16 protein-coding genes, 1 pseudogene and 1 riboswitch are annotated in these 20578 nt (G+C 70.6%); of the genes and pseudogenes, 7 read left to right on the plus strand and 10 right to left on the minus strand.

All coding sequences use genetic code 11. From position 1 onward, the window contains the following. Nucleotides 1-45: 45 nt before the first annotated feature. The 3 genes from ASF94_RS03900 to ASF94_RS03910 all read left to right on the plus strand — a co-directional run bounded on the left by ASF94_RS03900 (nt 46) and on the right by ASF94_RS03910 (nt 4116). Nucleotides 46-1845: a long-chain fatty acid--CoA ligase gene (locus ASF94_RS03900; RefSeq protein WP_056661868.1), complete on the plus strand. Its 1800-nt coding sequence runs from the start codon at nt 46-48 to the stop codon at nt 1843-1845. 129 nt (nt 1846-1974) lie between these two features. Then, nucleotides 1975-2811, plus strand: coding sequence for an enoyl-CoA hydratase/isomerase family protein (locus tag ASF94_RS03905; RefSeq protein WP_082492967.1), 837 nt, complete (start codon nt 1975-1977; stop codon nt 2809-2811). A gap of 114 nt (nt 2812-2925) precedes the next feature. Beyond that, on the plus strand, nt 2926-4116 hold the full coding sequence (locus ASF94_RS03910; protein ID WP_056661870.1) for an acetyl-CoA C-acyltransferase family protein: 1191 nt from the start codon (nt 2926-2928) through the stop codon (nt 4114-4116). Between the two features lie 135 nt (nt 4117-4251). Here the strand turns inward: ASF94_RS03910 and ASF94_RS03915 are convergent, their stop codons facing one another. The 3 genes from ASF94_RS03915 to ASF94_RS03925 all read right to left on the minus strand — a co-directional run bounded on the left by ASF94_RS03915 (nt 4252) and on the right by ASF94_RS03925 (nt 8315). Then, nucleotides 4252-4500, minus strand: coding sequence for a DUF3297 family protein (locus ASF94_RS03915; RefSeq protein ID WP_056661873.1), 249 nt, complete (start codon nt 4498-4500; stop codon nt 4252-4254). Between the two features lie 93 nt (nt 4501-4593). Beyond that, nucleotides 4594-7332: a methionine synthase gene (gene metH / locus ASF94_RS03920; RefSeq protein ID WP_082492968.1), complete on the minus strand. Its 2739-nt coding sequence runs from the start codon at nt 7330-7332 to the stop codon at nt 4594-4596. 40 nt (nt 7333-7372) lie between these two features. Continuing rightward, nucleotides 7373-7479, minus strand: a riboswitch (S-adenosyl-L-homocysteine riboswitch). A 65-nt stretch (nt 7480-7544) separates the two neighbouring features. Beyond that, a complete protein-coding gene (locus ASF94_RS03925; RefSeq protein WP_056661876.1) occupies nt 7545-8315 on the minus strand; it encodes a hypothetical protein in 771 nt (256 codons plus the stop codon). A gap of 202 nt (nt 8316-8517) precedes the next feature. Between ASF94_RS03925 and ASF94_RS03930 the strand changes: the two genes are divergently transcribed. Next, on the plus strand, nt 8518-9177 hold the full coding sequence (locus ASF94_RS03930) for a cysteine dioxygenase family protein (RefSeq protein WP_056661879.1): 660 nt from the start codon (nt 8518-8520) through the stop codon (nt 9175-9177). A gap of 56 nt (nt 9178-9233) precedes the next feature. Here the strand turns inward: ASF94_RS03930 and ASF94_RS03935 are convergent, their stop codons facing one another. Both ASF94_RS03935 and ASF94_RS03940 read right to left on the minus strand, forming a co-directional pair. Continuing rightward, nucleotides 9234-10634 carry an aminotransferase class V-fold PLP-dependent enzyme gene (locus ASF94_RS03935; RefSeq protein WP_056661882.1) on the minus strand — a complete coding sequence of 467 codons (1401 nt, stop codon included), beginning with the start codon at nt 10632-10634 and terminating at the stop codon, nt 9234-9236. Continuing rightward, nucleotides 10634-11545 carry an amino acid ABC transporter substrate-binding protein gene (locus tag ASF94_RS03940; RefSeq protein ID WP_056661885.1) on the minus strand — a complete coding sequence of 304 codons (912 nt, stop codon included), beginning with the start codon at nt 11543-11545 and terminating at the stop codon, nt 10634-10636. Before ASF94_RS03940 ends, ASF94_RS03935 begins: the two co-directional genes overlap by 1 nt. A 192-nt stretch (nt 11546-11737) precedes the next feature. Between ASF94_RS03940 and ASF94_RS03945 the strand changes: the two genes are divergently transcribed. Then, the gene (locus ASF94_RS03945; RefSeq protein ID WP_056661979.1) at nt 11738-12664 is read left to right on the plus strand and encodes a LysR family transcriptional regulator; all 927 of its coding nucleotides are present in this window, start codon (nt 11738-11740) and stop codon (nt 12662-12664) included. On the opposite strand, the gene ASF94_RS03950 is transcribed toward ASF94_RS03945, so the two are convergent. Further along, nucleotides 12659-14050 (minus strand): PLP-dependent aminotransferase family protein, encoded by a 1392-nt coding sequence (locus tag ASF94_RS03950; protein WP_056661888.1) that lies wholly within the window; start codon nt 14048-14050, stop codon nt 12659-12661. The two genes, ASF94_RS03945 and ASF94_RS03950, sit on opposite strands and share 6 nt — an antisense overlap. Nucleotides 14051-14214: 164 nt before the next feature. Here ASF94_RS03950 and ASF94_RS03955 point away from each other — a divergent pair, with 164 nt between their 5' ends. Further along, the gene (locus ASF94_RS03955) at nt 14215-14448 is read left to right on the plus strand and encodes a hypothetical protein (RefSeq protein WP_056661891.1); all 234 of its coding nucleotides are present in this window, start codon (nt 14215-14217) and stop codon (nt 14446-14448) included. A gap of 40 nt (nt 14449-14488) precedes the next feature. Here ASF94_RS03955 and ASF94_RS03960 read toward each other — a convergent pair whose 3' ends face one another. The 3 genes from ASF94_RS03960 to ASF94_RS03970 all read right to left on the minus strand — a co-directional run bounded on the left by ASF94_RS03960 (nt 14489) and on the right by ASF94_RS03970 (nt 17748). Then, on the minus strand, nt 14489-15274 hold the full coding sequence (locus ASF94_RS03960; RefSeq protein ID WP_056661894.1) for a transglutaminase family protein: 786 nt from the start codon (nt 15272-15274) through the stop codon (nt 14489-14491). A gap of 113 nt (nt 15275-15387) precedes the next feature. Beyond that, a complete protein-coding gene (locus ASF94_RS03965; RefSeq protein WP_235505253.1) occupies nt 15388-16419 on the minus strand; it encodes a tripartite tricarboxylate transporter substrate binding protein in 1032 nt (343 codons plus the stop codon). A 72-nt stretch (nt 16420-16491) separates the two neighbouring features. After that, a complete protein-coding gene (locus ASF94_RS03970) occupies nt 16492-17748 on the minus strand; it encodes a muconate/chloromuconate family cycloisomerase (protein ID WP_056661897.1) in 1257 nt (418 codons plus the stop codon). Between the two features lie 114 nt (nt 17749-17862). Between ASF94_RS03970 and cynR the strand changes: the two are divergent. Further along, nucleotides 17863-18783, plus strand: a pseudogene (cynR, locus tag ASF94_RS20645) (transcriptional regulator CynR); the annotation flags it as partial. Here the strand turns inward: cynR and chrA are convergent. Continuing rightward, nucleotides 18776-20236: a chromate efflux transporter gene (gene chrA / locus ASF94_RS03975; RefSeq protein ID WP_082492969.1), complete on the minus strand. Its 1461-nt coding sequence runs from the start codon at nt 20234-20236 to the stop codon at nt 18776-18778. The pseudogene cynR and the gene chrA sit on opposite strands and share 8 nt — an antisense overlap. Nucleotides 20237-20578: the final 342 nt, after the last annotated feature.

Below are 20578 nucleotides of genomic sequence, written 5' to 3' on the forward strand. Positions count from 1 at the left end.
GCCCAGGCCGTGCCGATGGACGGCACAGCGCAACGGACGACGCACATGACCCTCACTGACCTCACCCTGCCCCAGATGCTGCGCGAGCGCGCCCGCACCGATGGCGAGCGCGTCGCCATCCGGCAAAAGGACTTCGGCATCTGGAAGCCCGTCACCTGGGCGCGCTATCACGAGCGTGCCTGCCGGTTCGGCCTGGGCCTGCGCGCGCTCGGCCTGCCGGCCGGCGGACATGTGGGCGTGATCGCGGAAAACCGCATCGAATGGGTCGTCGCCCAGATGGGCGCGGGCCTGGTGGGTGCCGTCACCGTCGGGGTGTACCCCACCAGCCCGACCAGCGAGGTGGCCTACGTGGTGGGCCATGCGGACATCGAGATCATGGTCTGCGAAGACCAGGAGCAGACCGACAAGCTGCTCGCCGCGCTGCCCCAGCTGCCGCGCATCAGGAAGATCGTCGTGATGGAGACCAAGGGCCTGCGCAGTTACGCGCCCGAGGTGCGCCAGTGCATCGCCACCTTCGACGAAGTGGAACAGCTGGGCGCCGCGTCCGGCGCGCAGGGACTGATCGACGAGGCCCTGGCCCGCCAGACGCTCGACGACGTGGGGCTGATGATCTACACCTCCGGCTCCACCGGCAAGCCCAAGGGGGCGATGATCAGCTACCGCAACATCCGGGGCGTGGTGCCGGGCATCGTGGACCGGCTGCAGCTCGGCCGCGGCACCACCCACCTGTCGTACCTGCCCCTCTGCCACGTGGCCGAGCAGATGCTGACCAGCTTCGTGCCGGTGTACCTGGGCTCGCAGGTGAACTTCGGCGAATCGATCCGCACCGTGCAGGAAGACCTGCGCGAGGTGGCGCCCAGCATGTTCCTGGGCGTTCCGCGCATCTGGGAGAAGCTGCACGCCGCCATCAGCATCAAGGTGCAGGAAACGGGCGGCCTGCGCCGCGCGCTGTTCCAGCGTGCCTTCCAGGCCTGCCTGCCACTGGCCGAAAAGCCGCGCAGCCAGTGGAGCGTGGGCGAGCGCCTGGCCTTCGCCGCCAGCTACTGGACGGTGTTCCGCGCCCTGCAGAACTTCATCGGCCTGCGCAACGCACGCGTGGCGCTCACGGGGGCAGCGCCCATTCCGCCCGACGTGGTGCGCTTCTTCCGCGTGCTGGGCGTGCCGCTGATCGAGGTCTATGGCCTGACCGAATCCACCGGCATGGTCACCGGCCACCGGCTGGACGACGTGGCCGTGGGCACCGTGGGCGTGCCGACGGTCGGGGTGGCGCACCGCATCGGCGAGAGCGGCGAGCTGCAGCTGCGCGGCGACATGGTGTTCCTCGGCTACTACAAGAACCCAGAAGCCACGGCGCAGACCCTCCAGGACGGCTGGCTGCACACGGGCGACGTGGTGCGCGAAGAGCGCGGCCAGCTGAAGATCGTCGACCGGCTGAAGGACATCATGATCACCGCCGGCGGCAAGAACCTCACGCCGTCCGAGATCGAGAACACGATGAAGGGCAGCCCCTACATCAAGGAATGCATCATCGTGGCCGAGGGCCGCAGGTTCGTCGGCGCGCTGGTGCAGATCGACTACGAAACCGTGGGCCAGTGGGCCGAGGCGCGGCGCATCGCGTTCACGCATTTCCGCTCGCTCGCCGAGCACCCCGAGGTGCGCGGCCTCATCGACGCCGAGATCGCGCAGGGGAACGCGCGCCTGGCGCAGGTCTCGCAGATCCGCCGGTTCCACCTGCTGACCAAGGAGCTGGACCACGACGACGGCGAGGTGACGGCCACCATGAAGGTGCGGCGTTCGTCCATCTACAAAACCTATGCGGCAGAGATCGAAGCGCTCTACGCCTGAGCGCGGTGTCTGCCATTTCACTATCAAAACCATAGCTGCCTGCGCTCATTCTGCCAACGCGTGCGGGCCCTTCGTGCTGCAAGTCCAGTCAACACAAGCGCAAGCCGCTACTGAATTCGGAGCAAACGGATGTCCAGCCCCTCGTCCCCCGGTGCCGACCCTGCCACGGCGGGCCTCAACGCCAGCCCACTGATCAGCCCACTGATCGTGGAGCGCGACGGCCCCATCGTCACGCTGCAGTTCCACCGCCCCGACGCGCTCAACGCCGTCGACGTGCCCATGGCCGCCGCCCTGCGCGATGCCGCCCGCCAGATCGCCGCCGACCGCAGCGTGCGCGCGGTGGTGCTGCGCGGCGCGGGCAAGGGCTTCATGGCGGGGGGCGACCTGGCCACGCTGCGGGCGAGCCCCGCGCAGGGCGCGGCCGACCTGCTCGGGCCGCTGAACGAGGCGGTGGTGCTGCTCTCGTCCATCGACGCGCCGGTGATCGCGCAGGTGCACGGCGTGGCGGCCGGGGCCGGCATGAGCCTGATGCTGCTGGCCGACTTCATCCTGCTGGCCGAGGGCACGCGGCTGAACCTGGCCTACATCAACCTGGGCACCAGCTGCGACGTGGGCGCCTCATGGGCGCTGCCGCGCCAGGTGGGCCTGCGCCGGGCCCTGGAGATCGCGCTGCTGGGCGACACGCTCACGGCGGCCGACGCCCTGCGCCTGGGCCTCGTCAACCGCGTGCTGCCGGCGGACGAGCTGGACGGCGCCGTGCGCGAACTAGCCCAGCGCCTGGCCGCCGGCCCCACCGTGGCGCTGGGCCACATGCGCCGCCTGATGCGCGCCAGCTTCGACCGCGACCTGCCCGCGCAGCTGGTGGCCGAGGCGCAGGCCTTCAACGCCTGCGCGCAGACGGCCGACCTGCCCGCCGGCATCGAGGCCTTCTTCGCCAAGCGACCCCCCGCCTTCCAGGGCCGCTGACACCCACGCGCCAGCCCTGGGGCGCCGGCGGGCCTACGATGGATGGCCTGGCGCCGCCCGCACGCCGTGCCCACATTTTTTCTTCCTTCACGCATTCTCGAAAGACCTGCAGCCATGACCACCCGCGACGTCTTCATCGCCAGCATCGCCCGCACCGCCATCGGCACCTTCGGCGGATCGCTGAAAGAGATTCCCAACACCCAGCTCGCCACCACCGCCGTGCGCGCCGCCATCGAGCGCAGCGGCATCGCGGCCGACGCCGTGGGCCATGTGGTGATGGGCAACGTCATTCCCACCGACACGAAGGACGCCTACCTCTCGCGCGTGGCCGCCATCGACGCGGGCTGCCCCATCGAGACGCCCGCCTTCAACGTCAACCGCCTGTGCGGCTCGGGCCTGCAGGCCATCGTGTCGGCGGCGCAGGCCATCGCCCTGGGCGACTGCGACGTGGCCATCGGCGGGGGCAGCGAATCGATGAGCCGGGGCCCCTACTTCGACACCGCCGCGCGTTGGGGCGCGCGCATGGGCGATGCCAAGAGCATCGACTACATGCTGGGCATCCTGCACGACCCGTGGCAGAAGATGCACATGGGCATCACCGCCGAAAACGTGGCCGAGCGCTACCGCATCAGCCGCGAGCAGCAGGACCAGCTGGCCGCCGAAAGCCAGCGCCGCGCCGCTGCCGCCATCGAGGCGGGGTATTTCAAGGAGCAGATCGTCCCGGTCGAGATTCCCGGCCGCAAGGGCAGCGTGACGCAGTTCGACACCGACGAGCACGTGCGCGCCGCCACCACGGCCGAGGCGCTGGCCGGCATGAAGCCCGCGTTCAAGAAGGACGGCGGCACGGTCACCGCCGGCAACGCCTCGGGCATCAACGACGGCGCCGCCGCCGTGGTGCTGGTGGCGGGCGAGCGCGTCGCCGGGCTGGGCGCGAAGCCGCTGGCGCGCCTGGTGGGCTACGCGCATGCGGGCGTGGACCCGGCCTACATGGGCATCGGCCCGGTGCCCGCCACGCGCGCGGTGCTGCAGCGCACGGGCCTCAGCATCCAGGACATGGACGTGATCGAAGCCAACGAAGCCTTCGCCGCGCAGGCCTGCGCCGTGATCCAGGAGCTGGGTATGGACCCGGCGAAAGTGAACCCGAACGGCTCGGGCATCTCGCTGGGCCACCCGGTGGGCGCCACCGGCGCCATCATCACCGCCAAGGCCGTGGCGGAGCTGCACCGCACCGGCGGGCGCTACGCGCTGGTGACGATGTGCATCGGCGGCGGGCAGGGGATCGCGGCGGTGTTCGAGCGGGTGTGAGGGTGGGGCCGCGCGCAGCGCGGCGGTGCGATCTTCTGGCCTGCGGAGGCCAGGTTGACTCGCGTTCGCGCCCTGGCTTCGACAGGCTCAGCCCGAACGGACGGTCCGTGTCGATCCGCCAGCGCGCACGGGCACTCACTTGTAGAACGCTTCCACCGTCCCCTTGAGCGTGATCATCAGCGGCCGGCCCTTGCGGTCCAGCGTCTTGCCGGCCGGCACCTTGATGAAGCCTTCGCTCACGCAGTATTCCTCGACGTCGAAGCGCTCCTTGCCGTTGAAGCGAATGCCGATGTCGTGCTCGAACACGGCGGGAACATGGAACTTGCTGCGCGGATCGACGGAGAGGTGGTCGGGCAGTTCGGGGCGTTGCGTGGCGTCGGTCACAGGGTGTCTTCTCTCTACTACGGGTGGAACATCAAAAGGGCAAAAGGGCAACAGGGCGACAGGGCAAAACGGGTGCGGCAGGCGGGGCGCCGCTCAGAGATTCGGCGCCAGCAGCCGCGCCAGCGCGGCTTCTTCCATGCCGCGCCGCCGGGCCATGTCGTGCAGCTGGTCTTCGCCGATCTTGCCGACGTTGAAGTAGGCGCTCTCCGGGTGGCCCAGGTAGAAGCCGCTCACGCTGGCGGCCGGCATCATGGCCAGGCTTTCCGTCAGCGTCATGCCGATCTCATCGCACTGCAGCACGCGGAACAGCTCCGTCTTGGCGCTGTGGTCGGGGCAGGCCGGGTAGCCCGGCGCGGGGCGGATGCCGCTGTAGCGCTCGGCGATCATCTCGTCGTTGGTGAGCGATTCGCCCGCCGCATAGCCCCAGAGGTCGGTGCGCACGCGCTGGTGCAGGCATTCGGCAAAGGCTTCGGCCAGGCGGTCGGCCAGGCTCTTGAACAGGATGGCCGAATAGTCGTCCAGCGCGTCGATGAAGGCTTTTTCCTTCTTCTCCACGCCCAGGCCGGCGGTCACGGCGAAGAGGCCCGCGTAGTCGGCGATGCCGCTTTCCTTGGGCGCGACGAAGTCGGCCAGGCACCGGCTCGGGCGCGTCACGCCGTCGATGGTGTGCTTCTCGGCCTGCTGGCGCAGGCCATACCAGGTCATGGCGACTTCGGTGCGCGTCTCGTCGGTGTAGAACTCGATGTCGTCGTCGTTCACGGTGTTGGCAGGCAGCAGCGCCATCACGCCGCTCGCCGTGAGCCAGCGGCCCTCGATGATCTTCTTCAGCATGGCCTGGCCGTCGGCGAACACGCGCGTGGCTTCCACGCCCACCACTTCGTCGGTCAGGATGGCGGGGTACGGGCCGGCCAGGTCCCAGGTCTGGAAGAACGGGCCCCAGTCGATGTAGCGGGCCAGCTCGGCCAGGTCGAAGTTCCTGAACACGCGACGGCCCAGCGCACGCGGCACGGTGGGCTGGAAGGCCGCCCAGTCGACGGGCGTCTTGTTGGCGCGCACCTTGGCCAGCGGCCAGAGCGGGGTCTGCTTCTTGTTGGCGTGCTGGGTGCGCACCTTGTCGTAGTCGGCGTTCAGCTCCTGCACGTAGCTGTCCACGCCGTCGCCCAGCAGGCTCTGCGCCACGCTCACGCTGCGCGAGGCATCGGGCACGTAGACGACGGGGCCTTCGTAGTGCGGCGCGATCTTGACGGCGGTGTGCACGCGCGAGCAGGTGGCGCCGCCGATCAGCAGCGGAATCTTCTTGATGCGGAAGTGCTCGTCCTTCTGCATCTCGCCGGCCACGTACTGCATCTCTTCGAGGCTGGGCGTGATCAGGCCCGACAGGCCCACGATGTCCGCGCCCTCGACCTTGGCGCGCGCCAAAATTTCGTGGCAGGGCACCATCACGCCCATGTTCACCACCTCGAAGTTGTTGCACTGCAGCACCACGGTGACGATGTTCTTGCCGATGTCGTGCACGTCGCCCTTCACGGTGGCGATGACGATCTTGCCCTTGCTGCGCACGTCGCGGCCAGCGAGTTCGTCCTGGCGCTTTTCTTCCTCGATGTAGGGGATCAGGTGCGCCACGGCGGACTTCATCACCCGCGCGCTCTTCACCACCTGCGGCAGGAACATCTTGCCCGCGCCGAACAAATCGCCCACCACGTTCATGCCGTCCATCAGCGGGCCTTCAATCACGTGCAGCGGGCGGCCGCCCTTGGCCAGGATCTCCTGGTAGGCCTCTTCCGTGTCTTCCACGATGAAGTCGGTGATGCCGTGCACCAGCGCGTGCGAGAGGCGCTCGCCCACGGTCTTCGGGTGCTCGGGCGTGCCGCGCCATTCGAGCTTCTTGCTCTCGTCCTTGGCGCCGCTCCTGGCCGTCTCGGCGATCTCCACCAGCCGCTCGCCGGCGTCGGGGCGGCGGTTCAGCACCACGTCTTCGACGCGCTCGCGCAAGGTGGGCTCCAGGTCGTCGTACACGCCCACCATGCCGGCGTTGACGATGCCCATGTCCATGCCCGCCTTGATGGCGTGGTAGAGGAATACGGTGTGGATGGCTTCGCGCACCGGGTCGTTGCCGCGGAAGCTGAAGGAGACGTTCGACACCCCGCCCGACACCTTGGCGCCCGGCAGGTTCTGCTTGATCCAGCGCGTGGCCTCGATGAAATCGACCGCGTAGTTGTTGTGTTCCTCGATGCCCGTCGCCACCGCGAAGATGTTCGGGTCGAAGATGATGTCCTCGGGCGGAAAGCCCACCTCGTCGACCAGCACGCGGTAGGCGCGCTCGCAGATCTCGATCTTGCGGGCGTACGTGTCGGCCTGACCGACCTCGTCGAAGGCCATCACCACGGCGGCGGCGCCATAGCGCTTCACGAGGCGCGCCTCGTGCTTGAACTTCTCCACGCCCTCTTTCATGCTGATGGAGTTGACGATGCCCTTGCCCTGGATGCAGCGCAGCCCGGCCTCGATCACGTCCCACTTGGAGCTGTCCACCATGATCGGCACGCGCGCGATGTCGGGCTCCGAGGCGATCAGCTGCAGGAAGCGCACCATGGCCGCACGGCTGTCGAGCATGGCCTCGTCCATGTTGATGTCGATCACCTGGGCGCCGTTCTCCACCTGCTGGCGCGCCACGGCCAAGGCCTCTTCGTACTGGCCGTTGAGGATCATGCGCGCGAAGGCCTTGGAGCCGGTGACGTTGGTGCGCTCGCCGATGTTGACGAACAGCGTGCCCTCGCCGATGGAGACGGGCTCCAGGCCGGACAGCTTCATGGGGGGGACGGAAACAGCGGACATCAGGCTCACCTGTGCAATCGGTTCGGGAATGGGAACAACAAACAGGTGAGCGTCGTTGGGGGGCGGTGCCAGCTCCAGCCCGAGCCTGACGCCGCCGCGTCCGGCGGAACACGGGACGGGGCGGGCGCTGCAACGCTCCTCGGGGGGAAGGCGGAATTTTAAGTGAAGCCGCAGGGCGCGATGCCGCGCCGTGCGGGCCGCCGGTGCCGGGCTCAGCGCACCGGCAGGAACTGCAGGAAGGTGCCGCCCACCAGCCCCTGCACGTAGCTGATGGCCGCGCGGCGCAGCTTCTCGGCCACCACGCCGGCCAGCAGGTCGAGGCGGGCGATGATCTTGCCGAACTCGCGCTCGAAGCTCAGGTTGCGGCCGTCGGGCCCGATCTCGTCGGCCAGCAGCAGCGGGCGGCCGTCGGCGCCCCGCCGCTGGGCGATCAGCCACACGGCGCTTTCCACGTTGCGCGCGGCGTTGTAGAGGTGCTGCGCATCCAGGCTGTCGATCAGGAAGAATTCGGTCTTGCCGCCGTGCGCGGTGATGAGCATGTCGGCCGTGGCGCAGGTCACCGCCGCCACCCGGTCGCCGGTGAATTCGGGGCTGAGCGCCAGCGCCAGGGCGGCGATGTCGCGCCGGCCCTGCAGCGCCGGCCAGGGCGTGCGCTGCTCGACGGCGTCGCGCACGCGCTGCCCCGCCAGGATGCGCCCCGGCAGCTGGCCGGGCTCCAGCCCCTTGCGCCATTCGGCCGGGTTGCGGCGGTAGAGCTTGTCCATCAGCAGGTAGAGGCTGTCGAGGTTGGCGCGCATGGCGATGGTCGCCATGCGGTTCACGTCGGACTGGGCCAGCTCGGTGGGCGAGATCGCGGCCGCCTGCACCTCGCCGCGGCTGGTGGTCGCGGGCGTGCCGCAGCCGGCCAGCAGCGGGCCGGCCAGCACGCAGCCCGGCCACAGCAGGCATCGGCGGCGGGACAGCAGGGGTGGCGTGGACGACATGAGCGCCGCATTATCGGCAGGTGCCTGGGGCGGGCCGCGCCCCGGGGCCGGGCGGCTAAGAATCGTTGAATAATTTGCCGGTGCGGTGACGCGCTGCCTGCAACCACCACGCTCCTGGCCCGGCGTGCGGCCGGCCGACTGGGCGGCGCCACCGCCCGCATTGCCGCCTTGTCCGGTTCACCATTCGTTCGGAGGCTCCTGCATGACCGGTATCCCCTTCGCCACCGCCGCCGCTTCGTCCCCTGCGCCGGCCAGGGCAGATCAGCGCCGCCAGGCCGTCGCTGCCGTGCTGGCCGACGTGCGCCGCCTGACGGCCACCGCCACTGTGCCCTACCGCGCCACGCTTGCGGCCATCGCGGCCCGGCTGGAGCAACTGGCCGCCCGCGACGACCTGTTCACCCACGCCGACTTTCCCCCGCCCGCCGTGACCGAAGGCGTGGGCGCTTCCACCCGCTACCGCCTCAACCCCGAGGACGGCGATGCGGGCCTGGCGCTCTATCTCAATGCCATCAACCCCGGCAAGACCACCGCGCCGCACAACCACACCACCTGGGCCGTGATCGTGGCGGTGCGGGGCCAGGAAGTGAACCGCCTGTATGAGCGCACCGACGACCGCAGCGACCCGGCCCGCGCGCGGATCCAGCTGGCGAGCGAAGTGACCGTGCAGCCCGGCACGCCCATCGCCTTCCTGGGCGACGACATCCACAGCATCGCGGTGGTGGGCACCGAGCCCACGCTGCACTTCCACCTGTACGGCCAGCCGCTGGAGACGCTGACCGAACGCCTGGCCTTCGACCCGGACACGGGGGCGGTGAAGAACTACAACGCCGCGTACTTTCGCCCCAGCCAGCCGGTGGCCTGAAGCGGGGTCGGCGGGCGCGGCAGGCATCATGCTATTAAAATAATAGCATGATGCCCTTATTGCACCAGCGCTGAAGCCCGATTCGATTCAAAAACAGGCGCCCCTCGCTGCGCCTGTACGATCTCCTCGGTCACCCGCAGGAAGGCGTCCACGTCGCCGGCCGTGTGGCAGTGCAACGGCGACACGCGCACCGCGCCGGTCAGCCCGAACGAATCGAGCATGCGCCGCGAATAGAGGCTCGCCACGCTGCGCTCATACACCGTCACGCCGCGCAGGCCGTATGCGTGCACGGCCTGCGTGCAATCCACGCCGTCGATGCCGATGGCGATGATCAGATCGCGCAGCGTCAGGTCGGGATGGTCCAGGAACACCTGCACGCCGGGCATGCCGCGCAGGCCGGGGCGGGCGGCGCCGTCGCCCTCCAACAGGCGCGCCAGCAGGGCGCGCTCGTGCAGCATGATGCGTTCGATGCCGGCCGCGAAGAGGGCCCGGCGCGAGGGCTCGGCGGCACCGTCAGGCTGCAGGGCAGCGGCCAGCTCCGGCAGCTCCCGCAGCGCCTCCCGGCCCAGCCAGCAGACGTAGTCGGCGATCTCGGTCACCACGGCGAACTGCCAGGGCGAGGAGCTGCCCAGGTCCCAGAAGCCTTCCGGCTTGGCCGACAGCTTGTGGTGCGGCAGCGCGGCGGCACGCCGAGACAGCCACGCCAGGCCCGAGCCCCGGCAGCCGAAGAACTTGTAGGGCGCGATGTTGATGCCGTCCACCGGCGTCTTCTGCAGGTCGATCAGGCCGTGCGGTGCGTGCTGCACGGCGTCCACCACGATGTAGAGGTCGGGCTTGATGGCGCGGGCCGCGGCCACGATGCGCTCCAGGTCCAGCTTGGCGCCCGAGATGTTGGAGGCGTAGATCACGTTCAGCAGCGTGGTGTCCGCATCCACCAGCCGCACCACGGCGTCCACGTCCACGCCGCCCGTGGCCGGGTTGCTGGGCGCCACGCGCAGCTCGCGCCCGGTCTCGGCAGCGTAGCGCTCCATCGCGTCGTACGACGAGGGGTGCTCCAGCACCGTGGTGACCAGGTTGGTGCCCGGCACGTTCAGCGCGATGGCGCGCACCATCTCGAACATGGCGCCCGAGGCCGTGAGCGCCGCATGCACGCTGCCGCCCTGGGCGTTGAGCATCATGCGCAGGTCGTCGGAGCCGGCGGCCTGGATGGCCTGCAGCTCGCGCGCCACCGGGTGGATGCGCTCGGTGTTGTCGGGCACGGCGTCGATCTGCGCGAAGCGCTCCACCGCCGCCTTCAGGCGGAACGAGCCGCCCGCGTTGTCGAAGTACATGCGCGGCCGCCCCGCATGGTTGTGGTCCACCTGCAGGAAGCGTTCGCGCACCTGGCGCATCACCGCTTCGGGGAACAGCAGGCCCTGCGGGTAGCGGGCCGCGATCGCGTCGTCGTGGCCGGCCATCACACGCCCTTCTTGCTGGGGTTGCGGAAGGCCTCGCGCACGGCGTCCGTCATGGGGAAGTTCAGGTTCACGTTGGCCGGCGGGATGGGCTGGGTGAACCAGCGGGCGTAGAGGCGGTCCATCTCGCCGCTCTTCATCAGCTGCGTGACGGCCTCGTCCACCACGGCCTCGAACTGCGGGTCGTTCTTGCGCATCATGATGCCGTAGGGCTCCTGGCGCAGCACCACGTCGCGCAGCATGCGGTAGTCGCCCGGGTTGGGCGAGGTGGCGATCAGGCCGGCCAGCTGCACGTCGTCCAGCACGTAGGCGTCGGCGCGGCCGTTGGCCAGCAGCAGGAAGGCGTCGGCCGTGTCCTTGCCGGTGATCTCGCGCACGTCCACCGCCTCGGCCCGCTTGAAGGTGCGCAGCAGCTGCACCGAGGTGCTGCCCGACACCGTGGCCACCGTCTTGCCGGAGAGGTCGGCCAGCGTGTTGATGCCCGAATCCTTCTTCACCGCCACGGTGATGCCCGCCACGAAATGGCTGGGCGCGAACGCCACCTGCTGCTGGCGCACCACCGAATTGGTGGTGGTGGCGCAGTCCAGGTCCACCGTGCCGTTCTGCATCAGCGGAATGCGGTTGAGCGAATTGAGCAGCGTGTACTGCACCCGCAAGGCCGGCAGGCCCAGCCTGGCCTTGATCGCATCGACCACCTTCAGGCAGATGTCGTTGGAGAAACCCACCGGCTCGCTGCCGCCCTTGGGGGTGTACGAAAACGGAATCGAGCTGTCGCGGCTGCCGATGGTGATGACACCGGTCTGCTTGATGCGCGCCAGGGTGTCGATGTCTTGCGGCTGCGCGGCGGCGGGGCCCAGCAGGCAGGCGCCCAGCAGGGCGGCCAGGGCGGAGGAAGCGAGGCGGCGGGAGGTCATGGGACGAAGCTCCGGTAGGGGCCCGCGATGGGGACGGTGCGGCCGGCGGGCCCGGTGGCGTGAAGGCCGTGCGCCGCAGGGGGCGCGAGCACGGGATGGATGCAGCCCATTGTGGAAGTCGCCCAACGTTTCAAAAAGCGATTTTTTGTGCTCGAATCGCATGAGTAAAAGCGATCGTTTGAACCCGCCATGATGACCTACAAGCAGCTCGAAGCCCTCTACTGGATCGCCCAGCTGGGCGGCTTCGCGCCGGCGGCGCGCAAGCTGCACACCACGCAGTCCGCCATCTCCAAGCGCGTGCACGAGCTGGAGCAGAGCTTCGACACCGCCCTCTTCGACCGCAGCCAGCGCACCGCCCGGCTCACCGAAAAGGGCGAGGAAATGTTCATGCTGGCGCGCAAGCTGCTGCGCGAGCGCGACGCGGCGGTGGAGCAGTTCGGCAAGCCCGAGGTGATCGAGCGGCGCCTGCGCATTGGCGTGACCGAACTCACCGCCATGACCTGGCTGCCGCGCCTGGTGGGGCTGGTGCGCGAACACTATCCCAAGGTCACGCTGGAGCCCGACGTGGACGGCAGCCTGCCCCTGCGCGACAAGCTGCTGGCCGACGCGCTCGACCTGATCATCGTGCCCGACGCCTTCACCGACGGCCGCCTGTCCACCCAGCCCGTCGGCCAGGTCGAAAGCGCCTGGATGTGCCGCCCCGGCCTGGTGCCCGTGCCGCCCAGGCGCCGGCCCGTGCGCCTGCACGACCTGGCCGCCCATCGCCTGCTGGTGCAGGGCAACGCCTCCGGCACCGGCCGCCTCTACGACGCCTGGCTGCGCGAACGCGGCGTGGAGCCGGCCGACACCCTGGTGGTCAGCAACCTGATCGCCCTGGCCGGGCTGACCGTGTCCGGCCTGGGCGTGAGCTACCTGCCCCGCCACTGCCTGGCTCCCCTGGTCGCCGCCGGCATGCTGGCCGAGATCGACGTGCACCCGCCCCTGCCGCCCGTGCCCTATGTGGCCATGGTGCGGGGCGACCAGCGCAGCGCGCTGGCGGGGTCGGTCATCATGCTGGCGCAGTCGTGCTGCGATTTCACGCGGGTGTTCCAGGTGGGGCTGGAGGGGGTGGGGTCATGACGGCGCGGCTGTCTGCAGCGGGCCGGGCTGCCGGGCCAGCAGATCGGACAGCCTGCCAAGAGCCGCCCGCAGGCGTTCGCGGTGCTGCACGCTGCCCAGCGAGATCCGGATGGCGTTCGACGCCCCGCCCGCGCTGCCGGCCTTGAACGCCTCCGCCGGCATGACGGCAATGCCCTCCTCGCGGCAGGCCTGCGCCAGCTGCGAAGGACTCCAGTACCCCGGCAACTCCAGCCACGCATGCAGGCCGTCGCCGCCGCCGCTATAGCGCCCCGCCAGCACGTCGCCCGCCATGCGGTGGCGCAGGCGCGCCTCCTGGCGCACACCCGCCACCAGCCGGGCGGCCGAACCATCCAGGATCCACTGCGTCGCCAGGGCGGCGGTCAACGGCGTGGCCATCAGCGCGAAGGACCTGAGCGCGGCGAGGAAGCGGCTGCGCTCTTGCGGGTCGCGCAGCAGCACGAAGGCCACGCGCAGGCCCGGCGTCAGGCACTTCGACAGGGTCGAGAGATACACCGCTTGGTCCGGCGCCAGCGCGGCGATGGGCGGGGGAGGGGCCTCGGCGAGCAGCCAGTACGGGTCGTCCTCGACGATGCGGACCTGGCAGCGCCGGGCGATGCCCGCGAGCGCCTGGCGCCGGTCTTGCGGCATGGTGGCGGCGGTCGGGTTCTGCAGCGTCGGGTTCAGGTACAGCAGCCGCGGCCGGTGCTGGCGGCAGGCCTGCTCCAGCCGGTCGGGCAGCATGCCGTGCGCGTCTGCGGGCACCGGCTCGACACGGCGGCCCAGCTGGGCCGCTGCGGCCATCAGGCCGGGGTAGCCGAAGGGCTCCGCCAGGATCACGTCGCCCGGCTCCGTCAGCGCCAGCATCAGCGCGGCAATGGCCGCCTGCGCACCGGGGCAGACGACCACCTCGCCTTCATCCACCGTGCCCAGCATGGGGCGCAGCCACTGCGCGCCGGCGCGGCGGTCGGCCTCGCTGCCGCCGCCCAGCTGGTAGGTCATCAGCAGGGCGCTGTCGGCTCCCAGCAGCACCTGCGACAGGCCCTGCCGCACCAGCCCGTCGAAGTCCACGCCCTCCGGCGGTGGCGGAATGTTCATGCTCAGGTCCAGCAGCAGGCCCCGCTCGAACCGGGGCGCGGCGACGTAGCTGCCGTGGGCGCCCCGCCCTTCCAGCAGCTGGCGGCGCCGGGCCTCGTCGTAGGCGCGGGTGATGGTCGTCAGGTCCACGCCCAGCTGCAGCGCCAGCTGGCGCTGCGGCGGCAGCCGGTCGCCCGGCCGCAGCGCCCCGATTTCCACGGCCGCCTGCAACGCATCGGCGATCTGCAGGAAGCGGGGGCCGCCGTGCGCGGCCAGTGTCGGCAACCAGAGGGGCGGGCGGTCGTCTTGCATGGGGGGGGGTGGGCGGATGGGTGGCTGGCGTCGTTGTCTGGCAATGTATGGATCTTGCCTCTCCGTACCATGTCACGAAACCGCAGCGGCGCTGGCCCGCTGGGGCATTCCCGCCCTCACGGCGTCCCCTTCCCCGCTGCCCACCTCACAGAGCCTCGCATCCCATGATCGACTGGATCCCGGTAGTTTTCGTGACGTTCAAGGTGCTCGTCTTCGGCACCTGCATGTTCTTCGCCGTCAAATGGCATTACGACCAGGACAAGAAGAAGACGGACAAGCGCGCACTGCTCATCACCGCCGCCAAGCTGGGCGTGGCCTTCCTGGTGGCGCTCGCGCTGCTGCTGTGGCTGGCGTTCGCGCTGGCCAGGCATCTGGGGATGGATCTGAGCCTGCCGTGACGGCAGGGCCGGCGCCGGCCGAAGGCCCTGCGACGCGGGCCTACACCTTGCTCACTTCCACCCTCATCGCCGTGATCTCCAGCGGCCGCTTGCCGTAGTCGGAGATGAACGCCACATCGGCCGCGTCCCGTCCGTAGGCCAGCACGATGCGCCCCGCCTTCGGCTGGGGCTGCGTCGCGTCGAAGGTGTACCAGCGGTTGCCCACATAGGCCTCGAACCAGGCATGCATGTCCATCGGGTCCAGCTCGTGCAGGTAGCCCACCACCATGCGCGCCGGAATCTTCAGCGCCCGGCACAGCGAAATGCCCAGGTGCGAGAAGTCGCGGCAGACGCCCGTGCGGTCGGCCAGGGTGTCGCAGGCGTCGGTGGTAGAGGTGCTCGTTCCGTACGCATAGCGGATGTTCTCGTGGATCCAGGCGCGGATGGCCTCCACCTGGCGGTAGCCGCTCGGCTGGTCGCCCACGATCTCCCAGGCCTTCTCCTCCATCTTGTCGCTGGGGCAGTAGCGGCTGGGCAGCAGGTAGGCCAGCGCTTCGTCGGGCAATTCGGACACGGGCACCCAGGCGGCTTCCTCATCCACCGCCAGCTGGTCTTCGACCATGACGGTCATCTCCACGCCGACCTGGATGCCCTCGGGCGCGACGATGAAGCGCTGGCAGAGATTGCCGAACGCGTCCACGAATTCGGAGCACGGGACCCAGGGCTCCAGGCTGTACTTCTCGTGTTCGAGCCACTGGGCGGTGCCGCTGCGCGGCCGGAGGATGGCCACAACGGGCGTGGGATGCGACACGCGCAGGGTGAGGGTGCAGGAGGCTCGTAATTTCATCCGGCGGAGTGTCGGCGCCGCACGGCTGCGCGCGCATCGGAGGGGGGCTCTCCCGCTTGTCGGACAGCCCACCGGGGCCGGCGCCAGGCGCTCCCGCCCACGCCCGCCCCCGCTCAATCCATGCGGATGTTGCGTTCCTTGATCAGCTTGCCCCAGCGCGCCATTTCCTTGTCCACATGGGCGGCCAGCTCGGCGGGCGTGCTGCCGATGGGCTGGGCGCCGATGGCGTCGAAGCGGGCCTGGGTGTCGGGCTGCTTCATCGCGTCCAGCAGGGCGGTGTTGAGCTTCTGCACGATGGGCGCGGGCGTGCCGGCCGGGGCGAACACCGCGAACCAGGGCGAGACTTCGTAGCCCGGCACGCCCGCTTCGGCGATGGTCGGGACGCCCGGCAGCGTGGCCGACCGCCTGGCGCTGGTCACGCCCAGCGCGCGCAGCTTGCCGGACTGGATGTGCGGTGCGGCCGAGGTGATGCTGTCGAACATCAGGTCCACCTGCCCGCCCAGCATGTCGGTGACGGCCGGACCGCTCCCCTTGTACGGCACGTGCAGCAGGTTCAGCCCGGCCATGGACGCGAACACCTCGCCCGCCAGGTGGATGGATGTGCCGTTGCCGGCCGAGGCGTAGGTGAGCTTGCCCGGATCGCGCCTGGCGTGCGCGATCACGTCGGCCACCGTCTTGTCGGGGCTGTTGGCATTCACCACCAGCACGTTGGGCACCACGGCCAGCAGGCTGATGGGCGCGAAGTCCTTCACCGGGTCGTAGCTGAGCTTGGCGTAGAGCGCCTTGTTGGTCGCCATGCCGATGGAGGTGATCATGATGGTGTAGCCGTCGGCCGGCGACTTGGCCACGGCGTCCGCGCCGATGTTGCCGCCCGCGCCGGGGCGGTTCTCGATCACGAAGGGCTGTCCCAGGGCGCGGCCGGCGCGCTCGCCCAGGGTGCGGGCGATCACGTCCATGGCGCCGCCGGGCGGAAAGGGCACGACCCAGCGGATGGGCTTGGCGGGCCAGGCCGCCGCGTCCGCCGGCTGTGCGTGGACCGGGGCGGGCAGGAAGGCTGCCGCAGCGACGGTGGCGACCGCGCCGGCTGCGAAAGCCAGGGTGCGGCGGCGGCTGGGCCGGGAATCGGGGGTGATGAACGGGGCCATGGTGCTTGTCTCCAGAGGGATGGGTCGTTGATTTGTTTTGCAGGGGGGGCGCGGCTGCCGTGCCGCCGGCCCTCAGTTCGTGGGTGCGTGGGCCGGGGTCGGGGCCGGGGCCGGGGCCGGGCCGGCCGGCGCCGGGGCGCCCGCGGTGTGGCGGCCCATGTCCACGTGCACCGCGGCCAGCCCTTCGCGGGCGCGGTCGAAGCGCTGCAGCGCTTCGGGCAGCACTTCCACGCCGAAGCCGGGGCCGTCGGGCAGCTGCAGTGCGAAGTCGCGCACCTCCATGGGCGCGGCGACGATGTCGTCGACCAGCAGCTGGGGGCCGAACAGCTCGCAGTTGTGGTGCGTGCCGGCCAGGGTGGCGAAGACGTGGGCCGACGCGGCGCTGCCGAGCGAGGTCTCCAGCATGGTGCCGCCGTACCAGCCGATGTCGGCCGCCTCGGCCACCGCGGCGACGGCGCGGGTGCGCAGCAGGCCGCCATGCTTGGCCACCTTCAGCGAGAAGACGTGGCAGGCGCCCTGCCGGGCCAGCAGCATCGCGTCCTGCGGCGTGCAGACGGTCTCGTCGGCCATCACCAGCGCGCCGGCGGGCAGGCCGGCGGTGAGCTGGCGCAGCGCCTCCACGTTCCACTGCGCGACGGGCTGCTCGATCAGGCTCACGCCTGCGTCGATGAGCTGCGGCACGTAGCGGCGCGCGGTGTTGCCGTCCCAGGCCTGGTTGATGTCCACCGTCATGTCGGCGCGCCCGTCCAGGCCGCGCGCGATGCGCGTGACGTGGGCCACGTCGTCCGCCGGTGCACGCGCGCCGATCTTGAGCTTGAAGATGCGGTGGCGGCGCGCGGCCAGCATGCGCTCGGCCTCGTCCACGTCGCGGGCCGAATCGCCGCTGGCGAGCGTCCAGGCCAGCGGCAGGCTCTCGCGCTGCTTGCCGCCCAGCAGCTGCCAGGCGGGCAGGCCCAGCGAACGCGCCACGGCGTCGATGGCAGCCATCTCCACCGCGCTCTTGGCGAAGCGGTTGCCCTTGCAGACCGCGTCCATGCGCGCCAGCAACTGCTCGAAGCGGCCCGCGTCCTGCCCGGCCACGGCGGGGCCCAGGTACTGCGTGATGGCGTGCAGGATGGATTCGGGCGATTCCTCGTTCCACGACGGGCCGCCGATGGTGGCGGCCTCGCCGAAGCCGCAGGCGCCGCCCGCCAGCCACAGCTGCACCACCACCGGGCTCTGGCGGTGGATGGCGCCGAACGAGAACTTGTGCGGCCGGATGGTGGGGATGTCGAGGATGCGGGCCTCGATGCGCTCGATGCGCAGGCCGGCAGGAAGCGAGGTGGTCATGGTGGGTCACCTTATCGCCAGGCCACCCCGTGTTCCAATGATATATATGGGACGCATCGTTCGATGGCATCGAATGGTGGACGCTCCACCCATTTCCCCCATCAGGAGGCTTGCATGGAACTGCGCCAGCTGCGCTATTTCCTGAACGTGGCCGAGACCGAGCACCTCACCTAGTCGGCCGACGCGCTCTTCGTCACCCAGTCCACCCTGTCGCACGGCCTGCGGCAGCTGGAGGCCGAACTCGGCCTGCCGCTCTTCGACCGGCTGGGGCGGGGGCTGAAGCTCTCGCAGGCCGGCATGGCCTTCCGCAGCCACGCGGCGCGCGCGCTGCAGGAGCTGGAAGCCGGCCGCATGGCGCTGGCCGACATGGCGGGGCTGCAGGCCGGCACGCTCACGGTGGGCGTCATTCCCACCTTCCTCACGCACCTGGTGCCCGACGCGGTGGCCGCCTTCAGCGCGGCCTACCCCGGCGTGCAGGTGGTGGTGCGCGATCTGCGGGGCGGCCCGATCGAAGAGCAGCTCATCGCCGGCCGGCTCGACGTGGGCATCTCCTTCCACCCCGCGCACCGCAGCGAGATCGAGGCCGAACCGCTGTTCGACGAGCGGCTGCAGCTGGTGGTGCACGACGGCCACCCCCTGGCGCGCCGCCGCAGCCTGCGCCTGCGCGAACTGGCCGGCGTGCCGCTGGCGCTGCTGCCGCAGAGCTTCGCCACGCGGCGCATGATCGACGCGGCCTTCGCGCAGGCCGGCATCGCGCCGCTGGTGCGGGTGGAGATGGAATCGGTGGACGCGCTGCTGCATGCCTGCCGCAGCGGGCCGCTGGCCACCATCGCGGCCGAGCGGGCTGCCGGCCAGGCCGGCCCGGGCATGCGCGCCATCGCGCTGACCGACCCCGCCACCGTGCGCCGCGCGGGCGTGCTGTGGCGCCGGGGCGCTTCGCGCAGCGCGGCGGCGCGGGAGTTCGTGGCGCGGCTGCGGCCCGCCGTGGGTGCCGCCGCCGCCACGGCGGCCGCCGGGGCCGGGGCCGTCAGCCGCCCGCCAGCAGCATCCGCCAGCCCACGCCGGCCAGCCCCGCCAGCGCCAGCACCGGCAGCACGCCCCACTTCAGCCGCATCAGCGCCACGCCGGCCAGCACGCCGATGACGGCGCTGGCCGTGTCGAAGCGCCCGCCCAGGCCCTGCGGCCACAGCACATGCACGGCGAAGAACACGGCCAGGTTGACGATCACGCCTACCACGGCGGCGGTGATGGCCGTGAGCGGCGCCGCGAAGCGCAGCTGGCCATGGGTGGATTCGATGAACGGCCCGCCCAGCAGGATGAACACGAACGAGGGCAGGAAGGTGAAGAAGGTCACCACGATGGCGGCCGCCGCGCCGGCCAGCGGCAGGGCGCCCGGGCCGAACACGGCGCTCGTCCAGCCGCCCACGTAGGCCACGAAGGCCACCACCATGATCAGCGGGCCGGGCGTGCTTTCGCCCAGCGCCAGCCCGTCCATCATCTGCGTGGCGGTGAGCCAGTGGAAGTGCTCCACCGCACCCTGATGGACATAGGGCAGCACGGCATACGCGCCGCCGAAGGTCAGCAGCGCGGCCTTGGTGAAGAACCAGCCCATCTGCGTCAGCGTGCCCTGCCAGCCCTGCAGCGCCACCAGTGCGGCCATGGCCGCCAGCCACAGGCCGCCGCCCAACAGCAGCACGGCGCGGCAACGCGGCCAGCTGAAGCGCGCGTGCGGCGGCGTGGGGGTGTCGTCGTCGATGAGGGCGGGAAGCGCTGCAGGAGCGCCCTGCCCCGCGCCGCCGCCGCCGCCACTGCTGCCGCTGCCCGCCATGAACGATCGCGGCGCGAACCTGCCGCCCAGGTGCCCGATCAGCGCGGCGCCCAGCACGATCAGCGGGAACGGCAGCTCCAGCGCGAAGAGGGCGACGAAGGCCGCCACGGCGATGCCCCAGAGCCAGCCGTTCTTCAGCGTGCGCCCGCCCACCCGCCAGGCGGCCTGCACCACCAGCGCGGTGACGGCGGGCTTGATGCCGTAGAACACGCCCGCGACCACCGGCACGTCGCCATGCGCCATGTAGAGCCACGACAGGCCGATGAGCAGCACCAGCGAGGGCAGCACGAACAGCGCCCCGGCCACGATGCCGCCCCCGGTGCGGTGCAGCAGCCAGCCGATGTAGGTGGCCAGCTGCTGCGCCTCGGGGCCGGGCAGCAGCATGCAGTAGTTGAGCGCGTGCAGGAAGCGCCGCTCCGAGATCCAGCGCCGCCGCTCCACCAGCTCCTCGTGCATCAGCGCGATCTGCCCGGCCGGCCCGCCGAAGCTGATGCAGCCGAGCTTGAGCCAGAAGCGCCAGGCCTGCGCGAGTGGCGGGAACGGCGGGGGCTCCTGCGCCAGCGCAGTGGCGGCTGCGGACGGCGGCGGAGGGGGCGTGGCGGGGCGCCGGGCGGGGTCGCACGCGGTGTCGCCACCGGGGCGTGGGGGAGGTTGGGACATGGCCGGGGCGAAGGCAATTGCAGGAGGGGGACTCGGGCGGGCGCATGGTGCCACAGTGCGTAACCGCGGGTGACCACCCCAAATCAAGCGTCCAATCGGGCTCCTGCGCTTGATAAATAAGGCGATATAGCTATCAAAATAATAGCAGAATGCCGGATCGCTCGGGGCGGGGATTCCGTGCAGCAGGCTGACGCGTGTGGGCGCGGCCAGTTGTCGTACAACTACCTAGAATGCTCCTACTCCGGGCCTGTGCGCCCGGCCGAAAGCGCCTGCCTGTGTCCTCTTCCGTCGCCCCTGCCCCGCCCTCGTCACCGGCCCCTGCCGCCGCCGCCACCGCCGCTG

Origin of the sequence: Acidovorax sp. Leaf160, from assembly GCF_001424265.1 — a bacterium.
In the GTDB taxonomy this organism is placed as follows: domain Bacteria; phylum Pseudomonadota; class Gammaproteobacteria; order Burkholderiales; family Burkholderiaceae_C; genus Paracidovorax.

What these genes read in the sequence shown, in the direction of transcription:
- ASF94_RS03910 (WP_056661870.1), top strand. Translation starts at nt 2,926, where the DNA reads ATGACCACCCGCGACGTCTTCATCGCCAGCATCGCCCGCACCGCCATC.
- ASF94_RS03955 (WP_056661891.1), top strand. Translation starts at nt 14,215, where the DNA reads ATGATCGACTGGATCCCGGTAGTTTTCGTGACGTTCAAGGTGCTCGTC.
- ASF94_RS03965 (WP_235505253.1), bottom strand. Translation starts at nt 16,419, where the DNA reads ATGGCCCCGTTCATCACCCCCGATTCCCGGCCCAGCCGCCGCCGCACC.
- ASF94_RS03950 (WP_056661888.1), bottom strand. Translation starts at nt 14,050, where the DNA reads ATGCAAGACGACCGCCCGCCCCTCTGGTTGCCGACACTGGCCGCGCAC.
- ASF94_RS03900 (WP_056661868.1), top strand. Translation starts at nt 46, where the DNA reads ATGACCCTCACTGACCTCACCCTGCCCCAGATGCTGCGCGAGCGCGCC.
- ASF94_RS03970 (WP_056661897.1), bottom strand. Translation starts at nt 17,748, where the DNA reads ATGACCACCTCGCTTCCTGCCGGCCTGCGCATCGAGCGCATCGAGGCC.
- ASF94_RS03960 (WP_056661894.1), bottom strand. Translation starts at nt 15,274, where the DNA reads ATGAAATTACGAGCCTCCTGCACCCTCACCCTGCGCGTGTCGCATCCC.
- ASF94_RS03930 (WP_056661879.1), top strand. Translation starts at nt 8,518, where the DNA reads ATGACCGGTATCCCCTTCGCCACCGCCGCCGCTTCGTCCCCTGCGCCG.
- ASF94_RS03925 (WP_056661876.1), bottom strand. Translation starts at nt 8,315, where the DNA reads ATGTCGTCCACGCCACCCCTGCTGTCCCGCCGCCGATGCCTGCTGTGG.
- ASF94_RS03935 (WP_056661882.1), bottom strand. Translation starts at nt 10,634, where the DNA reads ATGGCCGGCCACGACGACGCGATCGCGGCCCGCTACCCGCAGGGCCTG.
- ASF94_RS03940 (WP_056661885.1), bottom strand. Translation starts at nt 11,545, where the DNA reads ATGACCTCCCGCCGCCTCGCTTCCTCCGCCCTGGCCGCCCTGCTGGGC.
- metH (WP_082492968.1), bottom strand. Translation starts at nt 7,332, where the DNA reads ATGTCCGCTGTTTCCGTCCCCCCCATGAAGCTGTCCGGCCTGGAGCCC.
- ASF94_RS03945 (WP_056661979.1), top strand. Translation starts at nt 11,738, where the DNA reads ATGACCTACAAGCAGCTCGAAGCCCTCTACTGGATCGCCCAGCTGGGC.
- chrA (WP_082492969.1), bottom strand. Translation starts at nt 20,236, where the DNA reads ATGTCCCAACCTCCCCCACGCCCCGGTGGCGACACCGCGTGCGACCCC.
- ASF94_RS03905 (WP_082492967.1), top strand. Translation starts at nt 1,975, where the DNA reads ATGTCCAGCCCCTCGTCCCCCGGTGCCGACCCTGCCACGGCGGGCCTC.